16 protein-coding genes are annotated in these 17514 nt (G+C 70.4%); 13 read left to right on the top strand and 3 right to left on the bottom strand.

All coding sequences use genetic code 11. The features are described from left to right. Positions 1-63: 63 nt before the first annotated feature. The 8 genes from KWI83_RS32345 (at position 64) to KWI83_RS32310 (ending at position 7388) form a co-directional block, all read left to right on the top strand. Entirely contained in the window at positions 64-708 is a 645-nt protein-coding gene (locus KWI83_RS32345) for an HAD family phosphatase (RefSeq protein WP_218517943.1), read from the top strand. Positions 709-774: 66 nt separating this feature from the next. Continuing rightward, positions 775-1992: an MFS transporter gene (locus KWI83_RS32340; RefSeq protein ID WP_218517942.1), complete on the top strand. Its 1218-nt coding sequence runs from the start codon at positions 775-777 to the stop codon at positions 1990-1992. Then, positions 1943-3118 carry an acetoin utilization protein AcuC gene (locus KWI83_RS32335; RefSeq protein WP_218517941.1) on the top strand — a complete coding sequence of 392 codons (1176 nt, stop codon included), beginning with the start codon at positions 1943-1945 and terminating at the stop codon, positions 3116-3118. The genes KWI83_RS32340 and KWI83_RS32335 overlap by 50 nt, the downstream gene beginning before the upstream one ends. 466 nt (positions 3119-3584) lie before the next feature. Beyond that, positions 3585-4415, top strand: a complete 831-nt coding sequence (locus tag KWI83_RS32330; RefSeq protein ID WP_218517940.1) for a phosphatase — start codon at positions 3585-3587, stop codon at positions 4413-4415. Between the two features lie 134 nt (positions 4416-4549). Next, positions 4550-4765, top strand: a complete 216-nt coding sequence (locus tag KWI83_RS32325; protein WP_141316280.1) for a helix-turn-helix domain-containing protein — start codon at positions 4550-4552, stop codon at positions 4763-4765. Between the two features lie 154 nt (positions 4766-4919). Then, positions 4920-5018 (top strand): 30S ribosomal protein bS22, encoded by a 99-nt coding sequence (locus KWI83_RS32320; protein ID WP_003948845.1) that lies wholly within the window; start codon positions 4920-4922, stop codon positions 5016-5018. A 214-nt stretch (positions 5019-5232) separates the two neighbouring features. After that, positions 5233-6294, top strand: a complete 1062-nt coding sequence (locus KWI83_RS32315; RefSeq protein WP_218517939.1) for an NAD-dependent epimerase/dehydratase family protein — start codon at positions 5233-5235, stop codon at positions 6292-6294. Between the two features lie 14 nt (positions 6295-6308). After that, a complete protein-coding gene (locus tag KWI83_RS32310) occupies positions 6309-7388 on the top strand; it encodes a lysophospholipid acyltransferase family protein (RefSeq protein ID WP_218517938.1) in 1080 nt (359 codons plus the stop codon). 71 nt (positions 7389-7459) lie between these two features. Here the strand turns inward: KWI83_RS32310 and KWI83_RS32305 are convergent, their stop codons facing one another. The 3 genes from KWI83_RS32305 to KWI83_RS32295 form a co-directional block, all read right to left on the bottom strand. Further along, the gene (locus KWI83_RS32305) at positions 7460-8695 is read right to left on the bottom strand and encodes a DUF5667 domain-containing protein (RefSeq protein ID WP_218517937.1); all 1236 of its coding nucleotides are present in this window, start codon (positions 8693-8695) and stop codon (positions 7460-7462) included. Positions 8696-8941: 246 nt separating this feature from the next. Next, positions 8942-9712: an ECF subfamily RNA polymerase sigma factor, BldN family gene (locus tag KWI83_RS32300; protein WP_218517936.1), complete on the bottom strand. Its 771-nt coding sequence runs from the start codon at positions 9710-9712 to the stop codon at positions 8942-8944. Between the two features lie 929 nt (positions 9713-10641). Continuing rightward, positions 10642-11571 carry an HAD family phosphatase gene (locus KWI83_RS32295; RefSeq protein ID WP_171112686.1) on the bottom strand — a complete coding sequence of 310 codons (930 nt, stop codon included), beginning with the start codon at positions 11569-11571 and terminating at the stop codon, positions 10642-10644. 115 nt (positions 11572-11686) lie between these two features. On the opposite strand from KWI83_RS32295, the gene KWI83_RS32290 reads away from it, so the two are divergent. From KWI83_RS32290 to KWI83_RS32270, 5 genes are all read left to right on the top strand, one after another. Then, positions 11687-11974, top strand: coding sequence for a glutaredoxin family protein (locus KWI83_RS32290; RefSeq protein ID WP_218517935.1), 288 nt, complete (start codon positions 11687-11689; stop codon positions 11972-11974). A gap of 145 nt (positions 11975-12119) precedes the next feature. Further along, complete coding sequence (locus tag KWI83_RS32285; protein WP_218517934.1) at positions 12120-12884, top strand: redox-sensing transcriptional repressor Rex; 765 nt, start codon at positions 12120-12122, stop codon at positions 12882-12884. Continuing rightward, entirely contained in the window at positions 12881-14590 is a 1710-nt protein-coding gene (locus KWI83_RS32280) for a glutamyl-tRNA reductase (protein WP_218517933.1), read from the top strand. The genes KWI83_RS32285 and KWI83_RS32280 overlap by 4 nt, the downstream gene beginning before the upstream one ends. Further along, entirely contained in the window at positions 14587-15558 is a 972-nt protein-coding gene (hemC, locus tag KWI83_RS32275) for a hydroxymethylbilane synthase (protein ID WP_218517932.1), read from the top strand. The genes KWI83_RS32280 and hemC overlap by 4 nt, the downstream gene beginning before the upstream one ends. After that, positions 15555-17261 carry a bifunctional uroporphyrinogen-III C-methyltransferase/uroporphyrinogen-III synthase gene (locus KWI83_RS32270; RefSeq protein ID WP_218517931.1) on the top strand — a complete coding sequence of 569 codons (1707 nt, stop codon included), beginning with the start codon at positions 15555-15557 and terminating at the stop codon, positions 17259-17261. The genes hemC and KWI83_RS32270 overlap by 4 nt, the downstream gene beginning before the upstream one ends. Positions 17262-17514 lie beyond the last annotated feature (253 nt).

The raw sequence follows: 17514 nt of genomic DNA, 5'->3' as shown, positions 1-17514 counted from the left end.
AATTATTGAAGAAAACCCCCGTGCCAGTCGGCACGGGGGTTTTCTGCGTTTAGGGTCTAGAGCATGCGTTATGACCTGGTCATCTTCGACAACGACGGTGTTCTCGTCGACAGTGAGCCGATCTCCAACCGGCATCTGGCGGCCTATCTGACCGAGCTGGGGCATCCGACGACGTACGAGGACTCCATTCGGGACTTCATGGGGTCCGCAATGCATCGGATCCACGAACTGATCGAGGAACGTACGGGGCAGCGGTTGCCGACGGAGTTCGACGATGTCTTTCACGCGCGGGTCTTCGCCGCGTTCGAGCAGGAGTTGACGGCGGTGTGCGGGGCGGAGCAGGTGCTGGAGAAGCTGGCCGCGGACAGTGTGCCGTACTGTGTGGCCTCCTCGGGGAGCCATGAGCGGATTCGGGTGGGGCATCGGGCGACCGGGCTGGACCGCTGGTTCGACGACGGGCGGATCTTCAGCTCGCAGGATGTGGGACGGGGAAAGCCGGCCCCGGACCTGTTCCTGTACGCGGCCGAGCGGATGGGGGTCGCACCGGAGCGCTGTGTGGTTGTCGAGGACAGCCCGCTCGGGGTGCAGGCGGCCGTGGCGGCCGGGATGGATGTGTACGGGTTCACGGCCATGACGCCGGCCACGAAGCTGGTGGGAGCAACTGGACTTTTCGCCGAGATGGGGGAGTTGGCCGACCTGCTCAGGTGAAGCTGAGGGAAACTCATCTCTGGCTGGATATACCCAGGGGTACGCCGGGGCCCTACGCTCGCCGCCATGACTGGTGTGCTGCGGCGCGGTAGGGCCTCGCTGGCGTTCGGCTTCTTCGCCCAGGGGGTGGCCTTCGCCCTGCTGGTGACGCGGATTCCGGCCATCCAGGACCGGTACGGGGTCTCCGACGCGTTGCTGCCGGTGTTTCTGGCGGCGGTGCCGGTGCTGGCCGGGGTCGGGAGCGTGGTGACCGGGCGGTTGGTGAAGCGGATACCACCCAGCTCGGTGCTGCGCTGGTCCCAGCCCGTTGTGCTGCTGGCGCTGCTCGGGGTGGGCGCCGGCGAGCGGATGGTGGTGCTGGGGGTGTCGCTGGCCGCGTTCGGGCTCGCCGTGGGGGCGCTGGACGCCTCGATGAACATGCTCGGGGTGAGTCTGCAGCGGTCGTACGGGCGCAGCATCATGCTCGGGTTTCATGCCGCGTACAGCCTCGGCGGGATCGTGGGGGCCTCGCTGGCGTGGGTGGGCGCGTATGGGGAGCTGGCGCTGTTCGTGTCGTATCTGCCGGTGGTGGGCGTGTTGTTGCCGGCTGCGCTGGTGGGGAGTCGGTGGTACGTCGATGGCGGCGGCCAGGACTCGGGTGGCGGGGCCGGTGGCGGTGAGGCCGGGGGTGTCGCTTTCCGGGCGTTGCTGCCGTTGTGTCTGGTGATGACCTTCGCGTACATCGGGGACGCGACCGTTTCCAACTGGAGCGCGAAGTATCTGCAGGATGTGCTGGGGAGCTCGGAGCAGTTGGCGACGGTTCCGTACAACGTCTACATGATCACCACGCTGGTGGGGCGGGCTGTGGGGGACTTCGGGGTGCGGCGGTTCGGGGCCGTGAGGGTCGTACGGGGTGGGGCGGTGGTCGCCGCGGTGGGGTTCGCGGTGGTGGCGGGGGCGCCTGGGGCGTGGGTCGGGATGGTCGGGTTCACGTTGCTGGGGCTGGGGTTGTGTGTGTTGGTTCCGCAGACGTTCGCGGCAGGTGGGAGGTTGTTTCCGGGGGCTTCGGATGCGGCCGTGGCGCGGCTCAATGTCTTCAATTATGTGGGCTTTTTGATCGGTTCGCCGTTGGTGGGTGCGCTGGGGGATGCCTGGAGCTATCGGGGGGCGATGCTTGTGCCGATGGTGTTGGTGCTGGTGACCCTCGTGTATGCCCGGTCGTTCGACGCTCAACCGGACCGATACGGTGGCGGTCATGAGCGGCCGCGCACAGCTGATGTGGGACGAGGCAGTAACGGGCTATGACTTCGGGCCGGACCATCCGATGGATCCGGTTCGGCTGGCGTTGACCTGGAGACTGGTCGAGGCGTTCGGGCTCGATCGTGAGATGGATGTCGTGGCGGCGAAGGCGGCGGGGGAGTCGACGCTGCGGCTGGTGCATCGGGAGGACTACATCGCGGCGGTGAAGGCCGCGTCGGTGGATCCGGGGGCGGCCGACCAGTCGTACGGGCTGGGGACGTTGGATGATCCGGCGTTCGTCGGGATGCACGAGGTGTCGGCTCTTATCGCCGGGCAGTCGGTGGGGGCGGCGGAGGCTGTGTGGCGCGGGGAGGCGCTGCACGCGGTGAACTTCGCGGGTGGGCTGCATCATGCGATGCCGGCGGCGGCCTCGGGGTTCTGCATTTACAACGATGCCTCGCTGGCCATTGCGCGGTTGCTGGAGCTGGGGGCCGAGCGGGTCGCTTATGTGGATGTCGATGTGCATCACGGGGATGGGGTGCAGGCGGCGTTCTGGGAGGATCCGCGGGTTCTGACGATTTCGCTGCACGAGCATCCTCGGACGTTGTTTCCGCAGACGGGGTGGCCGGAGGAGACGGGGGCGGACGGGGCCGCGGCCGGGTCGGCGGTGAATGTGGCGTTGCCCGCGGGGACGGGGGATGCCGGGTGGTTGCGGGCGTTTCATGCGGTGGTGCCGGAGCTTGTCGCCGAGTTTCGGCCGCAGGTGTTGGTGACTCAGCATGGGGCCGATACGCATTTCGAGGATCCGCTGGCGCATTTGGCGGTTTCTCTGGATGCGCAGCGGGCTGTGCAGATGGCCTGTCATGAATTGGCGCATGAGTACGCCGGGGGGCGTTGGCTGGCGTTGGGTGGCGGTGGGTACGCGGTGGTGGATGTGGTGCCGCGGTCCTGGACGCATCTGGTGGGGATTGTGGCGGGGCGGGAGGTGGCGCCCGAGGCGATGATTCCCGAGGGGTGGCGGCGGGAGGTTTTTGCTCGGACTCGGCAGCTGGCGCCCGTGCGGATGACTGATGGGCGGTGGCCGGTGTCGTGGGGGGACTGGGAGGCGGGGTACGACCCTGCGGATCGGTTGGACCAGGCTGTGTTGGCTGCTCGGCGGGCTGTGTTTCCGTTGCGGGGGCTGTTGGCGTAGGTGGTTGCTGGGCCGGTTGAGCCCTGTGGGGCGTGGGCTGGCGGGGGTTGGGTCGCTCGCCCGCGCTGGCGGGGTGCCGCTGCGCCCACCCGTGCCGCCCCAGCGGCACGACTGCCCGCAGCTACGGCCGCTGCGGCGGCCGCGGCGGTTACGCAGCTGCGGCGACCCCGGCGACCCCGGCGACCCCGGCGGCCACGGCGCTGTGGTGGTCACGGCGGCCCCGGCGGCACGACTGCCCGCAGCTACGGCGCTGCGGCGACCCCGGCGGCCACGCAAGCTACGGCGCTGCGGCGGCCTCGGCGGCTCCGCAGCTGCTGCGGGCCACGGCGGCCACGGCGGCCACGCAAGCCACGGCGGCCACGCAGCCACGGCGCCGCGGCTACGCAGCTGGCCTCCCATTACGCCAACCGAGCCCCCTTCCCCCATTCCAGCCCCACCCCCCACCCCCATCCGTCACCATCCCCCCATGGCCACCCCCGCCACCCCCCTCCGAGCCCGCCTCAGGTCTCACCTCCTGGCCGCCCGGCTGGCCGGACCCGTCGCCACCTCCCGGGAAGAGAGCCTGCGCAGCTATCGGGCCTTCGCGGCCCGCGATCCACGGCTGCTGATCGGGATCGATCCCGAATTGGCGTGGACTGAGCGGGATTTGATCGGTCTGATGGCGGACAAGTGTGGGGTATCCGGCGATCCGAGGTGCGTAACTGGTCAGGACGTGATCGACCCGGAACTGACCCTGGCCGCGCTGGAAGCGTTCGCGGAACGGCTGGCCGTGGTCGCACAGCGTGGTGCGCCCGTGTTGCTCGGGACCGGTCACCCGCACCGGCTGCTCGGTTTCTACGGCGCCTTGGCGGACGCCTTGTCGGCGGCCGGATGTGCCGTCCTCACCCCGGCGAAGGGTCGCTCTGTCGACATAACGACTAGGTTCGGCCTACGCACGTACGACCTTGATTACGTACGAGGCGTCGCGCTGGTGCGGGAACCCGGCGCTCCCGGCTCCGGTTGTGCGACCGGCGCACACACCCATTCCCCCCTCCCGGTTCGGACCGTTCTGGCCGCGATCGCCGAGGTCGGCGGGACCCTCCCGGAGCTGGTCATCGGAGACCACGGATGGGTCTGCGGAGCAGGTCAGCTGGGGTTCGAGGCCATCGGCCTGGCCGACACGGACGACCCCGCGCTGTTCGTCGGCGAGGCCGAGGGGCGGGTGTCCGTGGTCGTTCCACTTGATGACGCTGTGCGGTCTGATTACTACCGGCCGCTTACCCGCTACGTACTCAATCGGGCGTGTCTGTCACAGTAGGCCGCCGATGGGTGCACCTCTTCCCCACTCGCATCACCCGCCCCTAGTCTGGGGAGTGAGCACGCAGCGACGAAGAGTCACCGGAAGGGGAAGCCGGTGGCCGTCGAGTCGAGTGCGGAAGGTTCAGGTGTGTCATGGCTGCAGCTGGAGATCAGAGGCCTCTGAGCGAGGTTCAGTTCCTTACCGTGGCGGAGGTCGCCTCGGTGATGCGAGTGTCGAAGATGACCGTGTACCGGTTGGTGCACAGCGGTCATCTGCCCGCGATCCGGGTGGGGCGGTCCTTCCGCGTCCCCGAGAACGCGGTTCACGAGTACCTCCGCGACAGCTATGTGGGGGTGGAAACCGCCTGACGGCGATCCGGGGAGATCGAGCACAGGGCACTTTCGATCTCCCCGTGCACCTCGATTACGACCTCAGCGCTCGGGCGGGTAGGCTAGCCCCTCGTAGGTCGTGTGGGCCCATGGCGCCCAAACACCGAGTGATGAGAAGTGAGCGAGGGTAGTCGTGGGCTCTGTTATCAAGAAGCGGCGCAAGCGGATGGCCAAGAAGAAGCACCGCAAGCTGCTCAAGCGCACGCGCGTTCAGCGTCGTAACAAGAAGTAAGGACCGACGCACCGCAACGCCGCGAAAGCGTGGCTGTGGCCCCCCACCCCGTCCGGTGGGGGGCCACACGCATACCCCGGTGGAATGTTTCCCGTCACTTGGTGCAGCGGGCGGTCATCACAGCGCAACAACAAAGCGCTAAGTTGGCCGCAGCCGGGGAACTCGGCGTTTCGGTACGAGGGCTGGTACGAGGGCTGGAAGGAAGGCGCGGATCTTGGGCAAGGTCGTGCTCGTGACCGGAGTGGCCCGTCAGCTGGGGGGCCGGTTCGTACGGCGGATCCAGCGGGACCCGGACGTCGATCGGGTCGTCGCCGTGGACGCGGTACCACCCGAGCATCATCTGGGCGGCGCGGACTTCATCCGGGCCGACATCCGGCAGCCCACCATCGCGCGCGTGCTGGCCGAGACGGCCGCCGACACGGTCGTCCACATGGACGTCACCGCCACCGCGCTGGGCAGCGGCAACCGGGCCACGGTCAAGGAGACCAACGTCATCGGCACGATGCAGCTGCTCGGCGCCTGCCAGAAGTCCCCGACCGTACGGCGGCTCGTGGTGAAGTCCAGCACCAACGTCTACGGCTCGGCACCCCGCGACCCGGCCGTGTTCAGCGAGACGACCCCGCCCAAGTCGCTGCCCAGCGGCGGCTTCGCCAAGGACACGGTGGAGGTCGAGGGGTACGTACGCGGGTTCGCGCGCCGCCGGCCGGACGTGGCGGTGTGCGTGCTGCGGTTCGCCAACATCCTGGGCCCGAGCGCCGACTCGCCGCTCGCCTCGTACTTCTCGCTGCCCGTCATGCCGACCGTCTTCGGCTACGACCCCCGGCTGCAGTTCGTGCACGAGGACGACGTGATCGAGGTGCTGCGGATCGCCTCGCACGAGCCGCGCCGCGGCACCCTCAACAGCGGCACCTTCAACATCGCCGGCGACGGTGTTCTGCTGCTCTCCCAGTGCTCCCGGCGGCTCGGCCGCCCCACCCTGCCGCTGCTGCTGCCCGCCGTCACGTGGGCCGGCTCGCTGGTGCGTACCCTGGGCATGACGGACTTCTCACCCGAGCAGATCCGACTGCTGACCCATGGCCGGGTGGTGGACACGACCCAGATGCGCGAGACGCTGGGATTCCAGCCGAAATACACCACCGCGGAGACGTTCGCGGACTTCGCGCGCAGCCGCGGACCCGGACTCCTGCCGCCCGAGGCCCTAGCGGGGGCCGTCGACCGGATCGCCGCGCTGACCGTCACGGGCGGCGGCCACCCCCCGACGCAGAGCGCCAACTGAGGAGCGCATCAACGATGGCGGACGCCAAGGTCATTCCGTTCGACGACGACCGGTCCCGAGGGAGCGCCGTACAGCGGCCGCCGCGGCGCGGCCGGAGCGGGGGGAGCCGGCGCCCCGGTGGGGAGCCCGCACGGGTCCGCGAGGTGGGCGAGGTCCAGCCCCTGCCCAGCCGGACGCATGCGCAGGATGATGTCCCCGTGCCCCACGAGGAACAGCGGCCGTACGAGCCGGAGCAGCAGCCCCTCCTGGACGAGGGGGGCCTGGAGAAACGCATCGCCGCCGGCCTCGCCTTCCTGCGCCGCCGCCTCACCGGCGACTACGAGGTCGACGACTTCGGCTACGACGCCGAACTCACCGACCAGGTCCTGATGTCCCTGCTGCGCCCGATGTACGAGAAGTACTTCCGGGTCGATGTGAAGGGCATCGAGAACATCCCCTCCGAGGGCGGCGCCCTGATCGTCGCCAACCACTCCGGCACGCTCCCGCTGGACGGCCTGATGATGCAGGTCGCCGTGCACGACCACCACCCGGCCGGCCGCCACCTCCGCCTCCTCGCCGCCGACCTGGTCTTCGTCCTCCCGGTCGTGAACGAGCTCGCCCGCAAGCTCGGCCACACCCTCGCCTGCGCGGAGGACGCCGAACGCCTCCTCGGCCAGGGCGAACTGGTCGGCGTCATGCCGGAGGGCTTCAAGGGCATCGGCAAGCCCTTCAGCGAGCGTTACAAGCTCCAGCGCTTCGGCCGCGGTGGCTTCGTCTCCACCGCGCTGCGCCAGGGCACCCCGATCATCCCGTGCTCGATCGTCGGCGCGGAGGAGATCTACCCGATGCTCGGCAACGCGAAGACCGTCGCGCGCCTCCTGGGCTTCCCGTACTTCCCGCTGACGCCCACCTTCCCGTGGCTGGGCCCGCTCGGCGCGATCCCGCTGCCCACCAAGTGGACGATCCAGTTCGGCGAGCCGATCCCCACGGACGGCTATCCGCCGGAGGCGGCCGAGGACCCGATGCTGATGTTCAACCTGACCGACCAGGTCAGGGAACAGATCCAGCACACCCTGTACAAGCTGCTGGTGCAGCGCCGCTCGGTGTTCTTCTGACCACAGCAGGGGTACGACGACGGGGGCGCCCCTTCGCAAGGGGCGCCCCCGTCGTCGTACTACCGGAAAAACTACTCGGCGTCCTCGGCATTGAGACCCAGCCCGGGCAGCAGTCCCGGGAGCAGCGGCGGAAGCGTGACGTCGGGCTCGGCCGTCGGTGGCTTGCTCTGCGACGGGGTGGCGCTGCCGGGGTCCTTCGGCGGGTCGAGCAGGCCGCCGGTGTTACCGCCGAGCAGGCCGTCGGTCTCGCCGCCGGAGTCGGCCGAGCGGCTCGGGCCGCCGCCGGTGTTTCCGCCGTCGGAGGAGCCGCTGCCGCTGCTGGGGGCCGTCGAGCCGCGCCCGGACTCGGTGGCATCCGTGGCCGGCCCGCTGCCGTGGCCGTGCCTCCTGCTGTCCTCGCTGTTGCCGTCCTGGGCCGGGGGCTGCGGGAGCAGGGACTGCAGCGGGGCGACTTCCTGGTCTATGGCGTCGAACACCGACGACACCTGCTGACTGACGTCCCCGAGCTGCACCGGCAGCCGCTCCCGCAGGGCTCCCCAGGCCTCGCGGTGGGAGCGGGAGAAGGCGGACAGGGCCTGGATGGGGCCCAGCGAGTCGGGGTCGCGCTCGTACGCCGCGGTCAGCAGCCGGTGGCCCTCGGAGGCGTCGTGCCTCATGCCGGACAGGGCACGGCGGATCTCGCCGAGTGACTCGTGGTCGAGGGGTCCGCTGCGGCCGCGCTCCATCAGCCGACGGGCCTCGTTCAGCCGGGTGGACGCCTGGTCGAGGTACATCTTCCCGCGCTCGTCGTCGCCGTCGGCGAGGCCGAGCTTGAAGTCCTCGATGCCGCGCTTGAGCCCGTACAGCGAGTCGCCGGGCAGGGCGTCCCCGCTGGCGGCGGCGACTCCGCCGAAGGCGCCGGCGGCGACACCCACGCTGAGCCCGCCGGCGGTGAGGCCCTTGGCCAGGCGCGTACGCGGGCGGAACTTGCCCAGCGGCGTGGCCCGGTGGGCGCCACGGCCCCGCGGGGAACGCTGGTCGGGTACGGCAGGATCGGACGCCGCCCCGCCGCCCTCCTGCAGCATGGCTTCGAACTGGGCCACCAGTTGCGCCCGCTGGACGACCTTGACCTCGGGATCCAGCTCGGGCTTGGGCAACGCGCCAAGACCGGCCGTGAGGGCCAACAGACGGCCCTGCTCGGTCGGTTGTTCCGCAGCAGCCGGGGCCGATTCCTCGGGCTGCTCGGCCGCCGTGCCCCGCTCGGACTGCTCCTCCAGGGCCTGGGCGAAGGCGTTCGCCCGCCGGTGCGCCGATACGTTCGCGATCACTGGCGGCACCTCCTCTCGTCATGACGGTCGACTCCCCAGGGGGTCCTGAGGGTTGCACGCCCCCGCCACAACCACACGATCGAGGGATCGGAGTCAGCCAGGGAGTGACCACAGGGAGCCTGCATCCCGCACAACGAGTGGCGCGGCACTTGGGTTACGGACCGAGGAGGAACGGACAGTGAAGTCAACGGTCTTTCACCCATGGTGAGTTGGTGATTGCTGAGTGTATTTCCTCGGGTACGTCGCTCAGCGTGCGTCGTCGGGAAGGAGGCGGGCGAGGGTGCGCACGGCGCGGTACTGGAGGGTCTTGATGGCGCCCTCGTTCTTGCCCATCACGCGGGCGGTCTCGGCGACCGAGAGGCCCTGGAGGAAGCGGAGCGTCACGCACTCCTGCTGCTGGGGGTTGAGCCGCCGGACCGCGTCCAGCAGGGCGGCGTTGGAGAGGGACTCCAGCACGGAGTCCTCGGGCGAGCGCTCCACCTCGTTGGCGTCGAGCATCTCGCCGGTGGTCACTTCCAGCCGGAAACGACTGGACTTGAAGTGATCGGCGACCAGATTCCGCGCGATGGTGACCAGCCATGCCCCGAAGTCGCGGCCCTGCCAGGTGAACGTGCCGATTCGTCTCAGCGCCCGCAGAAAGGTCTCGCTCGTCAGGTCCTCGGCGGTCGCCTTTCCTCCCACCCGGTAGTAGATGTACCGGTACACGGTGTCGCTGTACTGGTCGTAGAGCCGGCCGAACGCATCGGCCTCGCCGGCCTGGGCGCGCTCCACGAGGTCCATCATCCGGGCGCTGTCGCTGTCGGCGGCCGGACGGCGTGCGGTGGGCGCTCCGGCCGAACGGCTTCGTCTGCCGACCGCGGCGCTGCCGTCGGCCAGTGCGTAGCACGGGCCGACCGGCGCGGCGGTGGTGAATGCGGGGACGGCGTACGCGGTGGGGACGAAGCCGCGCAACAGGTCTTGGACCGTTGCGCGCAGCGTAGCCAGGCCCGAGGCGTCAACCCCGACGTGTGGGTACACGGGACTCCCAGAGGCAGAGCTTCCATCACGTGCAGTGCGGGACCTTTCACCCGTCGTAGCGACGAGAGGGGTACCGGTTTGCGTCTGAGGAGAATAACGCTTCGTGCAGGCACTGCTACGCCCAGTTGCTCAAATCATCGATTACGTCGCTTCTGTAGCCGATTGACGGCCGAGCAAGTGCCGCAGAGTGACAGCTTGTTGATCGATTGGGCTCGATTTCGCGGTCGGTACGGGGCGTGTTGTGGCCGGGTGCGGGGTGAGGGGACTGGATCGGGCGCTGTGTGGGTACGGGCTCTCAATTGGCCGACGTTTCGAATGTGCCCGCCGTTGCCACTGAGCCCCGGCGTGCTGGCCTGTTGCTCTCTGCACCCACCCGTGCCGCCCAAACGGCACGCATACCCGCAGCTGGGCGGGGTCGGGCTGAGGTGGGGCGTTGTGCGGACCGGCGTTGCGGGGGCCGCCCTGGGTGGCATGCGTGCCTGTGGCTGGGCGGCGCGTGGGGGCGGTCCGCAGCCGCGTGCGCATGCGATCGCGCATGTGGCAGCCGGCACGCCCGCCACGGGCCCGCCGCGGCTGCGCGCGTGCGGGCGGATTCACGTCCCGGCGAGTGGTGCAGCGAGGTGGTCTTCGTGTCGTCTCGGCGGGACACCATCTGCGGGCGGCCGCCGTGTGCGCTACGGCCTGCCCGCAACCACGCATGCTGCGGCAGTCGCCACTGTGAGGGCTGCACTCGCGTACGCATGGAAGGGGACGTGCCGGGGAGTGTCCGCCCGCAGCGGTTGGCGCGTCAACAGGGGTGAGTTGGTGAGTGACCGATTCCGCGCCGTTCCGAGGACGGACACCCCCCGGCGCGGCCCCGACCCGCCCACCGAAGCGCAGGCGCTACAGCAAGCCCCACGGACCCCAGCAGGCCGCCGCAGGCATGCGCGCTACCGTCGCCGCCGATGCAGCGCGATGGCCGCCGCGGTGCCGCCCGCCACCGCGCCCACCCCAGCCGCAGCCGGAATCCCCACCTTCGCGGCCTTGCGCCCGGTCCGGTAGTCCCGCAGGCGCCAGTCCTTCTCGCGGGCGTACTTGCGCAGCTTGCTGTCCGGATTGATCGCGTAGGGGTGGCCCACCAGAGACAGCATCGGAATGTCGTTGTGCGAGTCGCTGTACGCCGCGCAGCGCGCGAGGTCCAGCCCCTCCGCCGCGGCCAGCGCCCGCACCGCCTCCGCCTTCGCCGGACCGTGCAGCGGCTCGCCCACCAGCTTGCCCGTGTACACGCCGTTCACCGACTCCGCCACGGTCCCGAGCGCACCCGTCAGTCCCAGCCGCCGCGCGATGACCTGCGCGATCTCCACCGGCGCGGCCGTCACCAGCCACACCTTCTGCCCCGCGTCCAGATGCGCCTGCGCCAGCGCCCGAGTCCCCGGCCAGATCCGTTCGGCCATGTACTCGTCGTAGATCTCCTCGCCGATCGACTGGAGCTCGGCCACCCGATGCCCCTTCACGATCGACAGCGCCGACTCCCGCACGTCCTGCATGTGGTCCGGATCCTCGAACCCGGCCAGCCGGAACCACGCCTGCTGCCACGCGAACTTGGCGAGATCACGGGTCTCGAAGAACTTCCGCTTGTACAGGCCCCGCCCGTAGTGGAACAGCGCGGCACCCTGCATCACGGTGTTGTCGAGGTCGAAGAACGCGGCGGCCTTCTCGTCGCCGCGCACGGGAAACTCCGGCTCCTCGCCGACAGCGCCGACTGCGGCGACGGAGGTGTCCTGTGTCTTGCGCGCGGCCTCCGCCGCGGCCTCGCCTGCCAACACGCTCCGCGCCGTGGCGGAGCGCCTACGGGGAGTGAGCCATCCGAGAGCGGCCATGGCGTGAGCATAGCCATTGTGTTCGGAGGTTCCGGAGTCGAGAGGTTGGAACGCCGTGAACTCTCTGCGTCCGGGCCGTTAAACAACCGCGTGTCGCGGCGCGAGAATGACCCCCATGAGCCCGCTTTTCCGCCGCAAGGCCGCCACCCCGGTCCCCGCCCCGCGGGACCGCCTGGTCACCCTCATCCGCAAGCCCGGCTGCCACCTGTGTGATGACGCACAGCTCGTGATCGAGAAAGTCTGCACCGACCTCGGTGTGTCGTGGGAGCGGAAGGACATCACCCAGGACAAGGAACTCCACGACAGGTACTGGGAACAGATCCCCGTCGTCCTGGTGGACGGTGAGCAGCACACGTTCTGGCGGGTGAACGAGGACCGCCTCCGCAAGGCGCTGACCGAGTAGCCGAGTGTGCGTGACCCCGGTCACTTTGGCCGGACAAATCGGACACAATCTTTGTGCACGCGTTCACAAAGACATAGCCTGCATTCGACGGGGCGGTCCGGGGACGTATGGCCGCCTACAGCCCCGCTCTACCCGCAGGAGCACCGTGGCAACTGGCCGAACTCACCGACCGGCGACCCGTAGCCGAGGGATTCCCGAGGCCACCGTCGCCCGTCTTCCGCTGTATCTCCGAGCCCTGACGGCGCTGTCGGAGCGCTCGGTACCCACGGTCTCGTCCGAGGAACTGGCGGCCGCGGCCGGGGTCAACTCCGCGAAGCTCCGCAAGGACTTCTCCTACCTCGGCTCCTACGGCACTCGTGGTGTCGGTTACGACGTCGAGTATCTCGTCTACCAGATCTCCCGCGAACTCGGCCTCACCCAGGACTGGCCGGTTGTGATCGTCGGTATCGGTAACCTCGGCGCCGCGCTCGCCAACTACGGCGGTTTCGCCTCCCGCGGCTTCCGGGTCGCCGCGCTCATCGACGCCGACCCCGCGCTGACCGGCCGCGCGGTCGCCGGGATACCGGTGCAGCACACCGACGACCTGGAGAAGATCATCCAGGACAACGGCGTGTCGATCGGCGTGATCGCGACCCCCGCGGGCGCCGCCCAGCAGGTGTGCGACCGGCTGGTCGCCGCCGGTGTCACCTCCATCCTGAACTTCGCGCCGACCGTGCTGTCCGTGCCGGACGGCGTCGACGTGCGCAAGGTCGACCTCTCCATCGAGCTGCAGATCCTGGCCTTCCACGAGCAGCGCAAGGCCGGGGAGGAGGCCGCGAGCCCCGACGGTGGCGGCCCGGCCGCCGTCGCACGCAAGGAGTCCGCCGACCAGGGGCCCGACGGGGACGTACCCGCCGTGATGCCGGCATGAGTCTGCTCGTCGTCGGACTGAGTCACCGCAGCGCACCTGTCAGTGTGCTGGAGCGGGCCGCGCTGAGTGCGGACGCCCAGGTCAAGCTGGTGCAGGACACGGTCGCCGCCGAACCGGCCACCGAGGCCGCGGTGCTCGCCACCTGCAACCGCATCGAGCTGTACGCCGACGTGGACAAGTTCCACGCCGGTGTCGCCGAGCTGTCCACGCTGCTCGCCCAGCACAGCGGGGTCGGCCTGGACGAGCTCACGCCGTACCTCTACGTGCACTACGAGGACCGGGCCGTCCACCACCTGTTCTCGGTGGCGTGCGGGCTGGACTCGATGGTCGTCGGCGAGGGGCAGATCCTCGGCCAGATCAAGGACGCGCTGGCCCGCGCGCAGGAACTGCACACCGCCGGACGGCTGCTGAACGACCTGTTCCAGCAGGCGCTGCGGGTCGGCAAGCGCGCCCACACCGAGACCGGCATCGATCGCGCCGGGCAGTCCCTGGTCACCTTCGGCCTGGAGCAGCTGGCCTCCGGCGGGGCCGTGGAGAAGTGGGCGCGGGGCATGAAGGCGCTGGTCATCGGCGCCGGGTCGATGTCGTCGCTGGCCGCCGCGACGCTGGCGCGGGCCGGGGTCGGCGAGGTCGTCGTCGCCAACCGCACCTTCGACCGCGCCGAGCGCCTCGCGCAGATACTGAACGAGGCCGATGACACGGACGTGGTGGCCCGGGCGGTACCGATGGAGTCGGTACGGGCCGAGCTGACACGTGCCGACATCGCCGTCTCCTGCACCGGCGCCACCGGCCTGGTCCTGAACGCGGAGGACGTCGCCGGCGCGGTCGAGGGCCGCACCGGCCGGCCCGCGCAGGTCGGGGAAGCGGCCGGGGAGCGTCGTACGACGCCGACGACGGACGTAGGGCGGACGCCGCTGCCGCCCACCTCGGTGGGTGCCGACGAGAACTGCCCGCTGGACCTGACGGCGCCCGGCTTCTCCGTGATGGGCGAGGCCGCCGTGGCCGGGATGGACGCGGCGACGCTGGAGCAGCACGCCGCGTGGGCCGCCGGCAGCGCGGTCGAGCGGCGGGAGGCGACGCGCCGGGCGCCCGAGGTGGACCCCGAGCTGATCACGGCGCTGGCCGCGACCGTGGCCACCGTCGGCCGGATCCCCGAGCGCCGCAGGCCCGAGCCGGTCGCCGAGGTGCCGCGTCCCGAGCCGGTCCTCTTCCTGCTCGACCTCGCGATGCCGCGGGACATCGACGCGGCCGTGCACCGGCTGGCCGGGGTGCGGCTGGTGGACATCGAGTCGCTGGCCGAGGCGTCCGCGGACGCCCCGATGGCGGCCGACGTCGACCAGGTCCGCCGTATCGTTTCGGACGAGGTGGCGGCGTTCGGGGCCGCCCTGCGGGCCGCGCACATCACGCCGACCGTGGTGGCGCTGCGGACGATGGCCGCCGATGTCGTGGCGAGCGAGATCGCCCGGCTGGACGGGCGGCTGCCCGGTCTGGACGACAGGCAGCGCGGCGAGATCCGGCAGGCCGTGCACCGGGTCGTCGACAAGCTGCTGCACGCGCCGACCGTACGGGTCAAGCAGCTCGCGGCCGAGCCCGGCGGCGCCGGGTACGCGGACGCGCTGCGGACCCTGTTCGACCTCGACCCCGAGACGGTGGCCTCCGTCTCCCGCGCCGAGGACAGCACCGAGAAGAACCGAGGGTCACGATGAGTGAGAAGGCACTGAGGCTGGGGACCAGGCGGAGCAAGCTCGCCATGGCCCAGTCCGGGCAGGTGGCGCGAGCCGTGAGCCAGGTGACCGGACGGCGCGTCGAGCTCGTCGAGATCACCACGTACGGCGATGTCTCCCGTGAGCACCTCGCGCAGATCGGTGGCACCGGTGTGTTCGTGACCGCGCTGCGGGACGCGCTGCTCCGGGGCGAGGTCGACTTCGCGGTGCACTCGCTGAAGGACCTGCCGACCACGCAGCCCGAGGACCTGGTCCTGGCCGCCGTACCGCTGCGCGAGGACCCGCGGGACGTGATCGTCGCCCGGGACGCGCTGAAGTTCACCGACCTGCCGCGCGGGGCGCGCATCGGCACGGGTTCGCCGCGCCGGATGGCGCAGCTGAACGCCTTCGCGCGCGGGCACGGGCTGGACATCGAGACGGTCCCGATCCGCGGCAACGTCGACACCCGGATCGGGTACGTCCACAAGGGCGAGCTCGACGCCGTCGTGCTGGCCGCCGCCGGACTGTACCGGATCGGGCGGATCGACGAGGTGACCGACTTCCTGTCGGTCGACACGGTTTTGCCCGCCCCCGGCCAGGGGGCACTGGCGATCGAGTGCAGGGCGGGGAACACCGCCCAAGACGCTGACCTCATCGCCGCGCTCGGTGAACTCGACGACCCGTTCACCCGGGTCGCCGTGACCGCCGAGCGGTCACTGCTCGCCGCCCTGGAGGCCGGTTGCAGCGCCCCTGTGGGCGCGCTCGCCGACCTGCTGGCCGACGGGCAGACTGTCAAGGAAATGCGCCTGCGGGGCGTCGTCGGCACGACCGACGGCACCCGGACGGTGCAGCTGTCCACCACCGGTCCCGTGCCCGACACGCACGACCGGGCAGTGGCATTCGGCCGCGAACTCGCCGCCGACATGCTTGCCCAGGGCGCGGCCGGTCTGATGGGGGAGCGAGCACATTGAGCCCCACCACCCTTCCCGCCGCCGGTCCGGAACACGGGCACGTCACCTTCCTCGGTGCCGGACCCGGGGATCCGGGACTGCTGACTCTGCGCGCCGTCGAGGCGCTGGCGCACGCGGATGTACTCGTCGCCGAGCACGAGGTGCTCGACGTGGTACGCACGCACGCCAGGCCGGGCGTCGCCGTCGTGAACACGGACCCGGGTCCTTCTTCGGACCTCGGTCCGGGCACGGGCACGCCTCAGCTGACGGTTGTTGACGGTTCGTCAACAACCGCTGGGGTACCCGCAGTGCGGGATGCCGCACATCTTGTCATGGAGGCCGCGCGGGGCGGCAGGCGGGTCGTCCGTGCGGTGTCCGGGGACCCGGGACTTGATACGTACGCCGCCGAGGAAATGCTCGCCTGCGCCGCGGCGGGTGTTCCCTTCGAGGTCGTGCCCGGTGTCGCGGCCGCGGTCGGGGTGCCGGCGTATGCCGGTGTGCCGTTGCGGGACGCGCAGGGCGCGGATGTGCGGTTCGTCGATGCGCGGACCGCTTCCGATCGGTGCTGGACCGAGGTCGGGGCGTCGGACGGGACCGTGGTCGTCTCTACGACGCTGGATTCCGTGGCTTCGGCTGCGGGTGAGCTGGTGTCCGCCGGGCGCAAGCCCGATACGCCGATGACCGTGACGGTCGCGGGGACGACCACGCGGCAGCGGACGTGGACCGCGACGCTGGGGACCATCGCGCAGACGCTGAAGCAGGCGAAGGTGCTGCCGTCGCCCGAGGGCGGGCGGCCCGTGATAGCCGTGGTCGGGGAGCGATCCGCCGCGGCTCAGCGTGAGCGGTTGTCGTGGTTCGAGTCCAAGCCGTTGTTCGGCTGGAAGGTGCTCGTGCCGCGGACCAAGGAGCAGGCGGCTTCGCTGTCCGACCAGTTGCGGTCGTACGGGGCCGTGCCGCACGAGGTGCCGACGATCGCCGTCGAGCCGCCGCGGACGCCTCAGCAGATGGAGCGGGCGGTCAAGGGGCTGGTGACCGGGCGGTACGAGTGGATCGCCTTCACCTCGGTGAACGCGGTCAAGGCCGTGAGAGAGAAGTTCGAGGAGTACGGGCTCGATGCCCGGGCCTTCGCGGGGATCAAGGTCGCCGCGGTGGGGGAGCAGACGGCGAAGGCGCTCGTTGCGTTTGGTGTGAAGCCGGATCTGGTGCCGAGTGGGGAGCAGTCGGCGGCGGGGTTGCTGGAGGACTGGCCGCCGTACGACCCCGTGTTCGATCCGATTGATCGGGTGTTTCTGCCGCGGGCCGATATCGCCACCGAGACGCTGGTGGCGGGGCTGATCGAGCTGGGGTGGGAGGTCGACGACGTCACGGCGTACCGGACCGTGCGGGCGTCGCCGCCGCCTGCGGAGACTCGGGAGGCGATCAAGGGCGGTGGGTTCGACGCGGTGCTGTTCACGTCGTCCTCCACGGTGCGGAATCTGGTGGGGATTGCCGGGAAGCCGCACAACGTGACCGTGATCGCGTGTATCGGGCCCGCTACGGCGAAGACCGCCGAGGAGCACGGGCTTCGGGTGGATGTGATGGCTCCTGAGCCGTCCGTGCACAAGCTGGCGGAGGCGCTGGCCGACTTCGGGATGAAGCGGCGGGTTGCTGCGCTGGAGGCTGGGGATCCGGTGACGCGGCCGAGTGAGCGGCGGCCTGGGGCTCGGCGGAGACGGACCACGTAGTTGGCTGCGGCGCCGTGGTGGGTGCGGCGCCGTGCCTGCGGCGGCCTGTGGCTGTGGGTGCGTGGTTGCTGTCGCGCCTACGGGTGCGGGATGCGTCGGGGCCGCGCCGGGGGGTGTCCGTCCTCGGAACGGCGCGACTCGGTCTCTCGCATAGGTGCCCGTGTTGACGCGCCAACCGCTGCGGGCGGACACCCCCCGACACGGCCCCTTCCCGCCGTGGGCGAGTGCGGCTTCACGCTCAGCCGACGCCGTG

Source organism: Streptomyces sp. TRM70350 (assembly GCF_019219825.1).
In the GTDB taxonomy this organism is placed as follows: domain Bacteria; phylum Actinomycetota; class Actinomycetes; order Streptomycetales; family Streptomycetaceae; genus Streptomyces.
Note: the sequence above shows the minus strand (reverse complement) of the source record. Positions and strands in the feature narration are given on the sequence as shown.

What these genes read in the sequence shown, in the direction of transcription:
- hemC (WP_218517932.1), top strand. Translation starts at nt 14,587, where the DNA reads ATGAGTGAGAAGGCACTGAGGCTGGGGACCAGGCGGAGCAAGCTCGCC.
- KWI83_RS32335 (WP_218517941.1), top strand. Translation starts at nt 1,943, where the DNA reads ATGAGCGGCCGCGCACAGCTGATGTGGGACGAGGCAGTAACGGGCTAT.
- KWI83_RS32310 (WP_218517938.1), top strand. Translation starts at nt 6,309, where the DNA reads ATGGCGGACGCCAAGGTCATTCCGTTCGACGACGACCGGTCCCGAGGG.
- KWI83_RS32345 (WP_218517943.1), top strand. Translation starts at nt 64, where the DNA reads ATGCGTTATGACCTGGTCATCTTCGACAACGACGGTGTTCTCGTCGAC.
- KWI83_RS32295 (WP_171112686.1), bottom strand. Translation starts at nt 11,571, where the DNA reads ATGGCCGCTCTCGGATGGCTCACTCCCCGTAGGCGCTCCGCCACGGCG.
- KWI83_RS32290 (WP_218517935.1), top strand. Translation starts at nt 11,687, where the DNA reads ATGAGCCCGCTTTTCCGCCGCAAGGCCGCCACCCCGGTCCCCGCCCCG.
- KWI83_RS32325 (WP_141316280.1), top strand. Translation starts at nt 4,550, where the DNA reads ATGGCTGCAGCTGGAGATCAGAGGCCTCTGAGCGAGGTTCAGTTCCTT.
- KWI83_RS32330 (WP_218517940.1), top strand. Translation starts at nt 3,585, where the DNA reads ATGGCCACCCCCGCCACCCCCCTCCGAGCCCGCCTCAGGTCTCACCTC.
- KWI83_RS32280 (WP_218517933.1), top strand. Translation starts at nt 12,881, where the DNA reads ATGAGTCTGCTCGTCGTCGGACTGAGTCACCGCAGCGCACCTGTCAGT.
- KWI83_RS32340 (WP_218517942.1), top strand. Translation starts at nt 775, where the DNA reads ATGACTGGTGTGCTGCGGCGCGGTAGGGCCTCGCTGGCGTTCGGCTTC.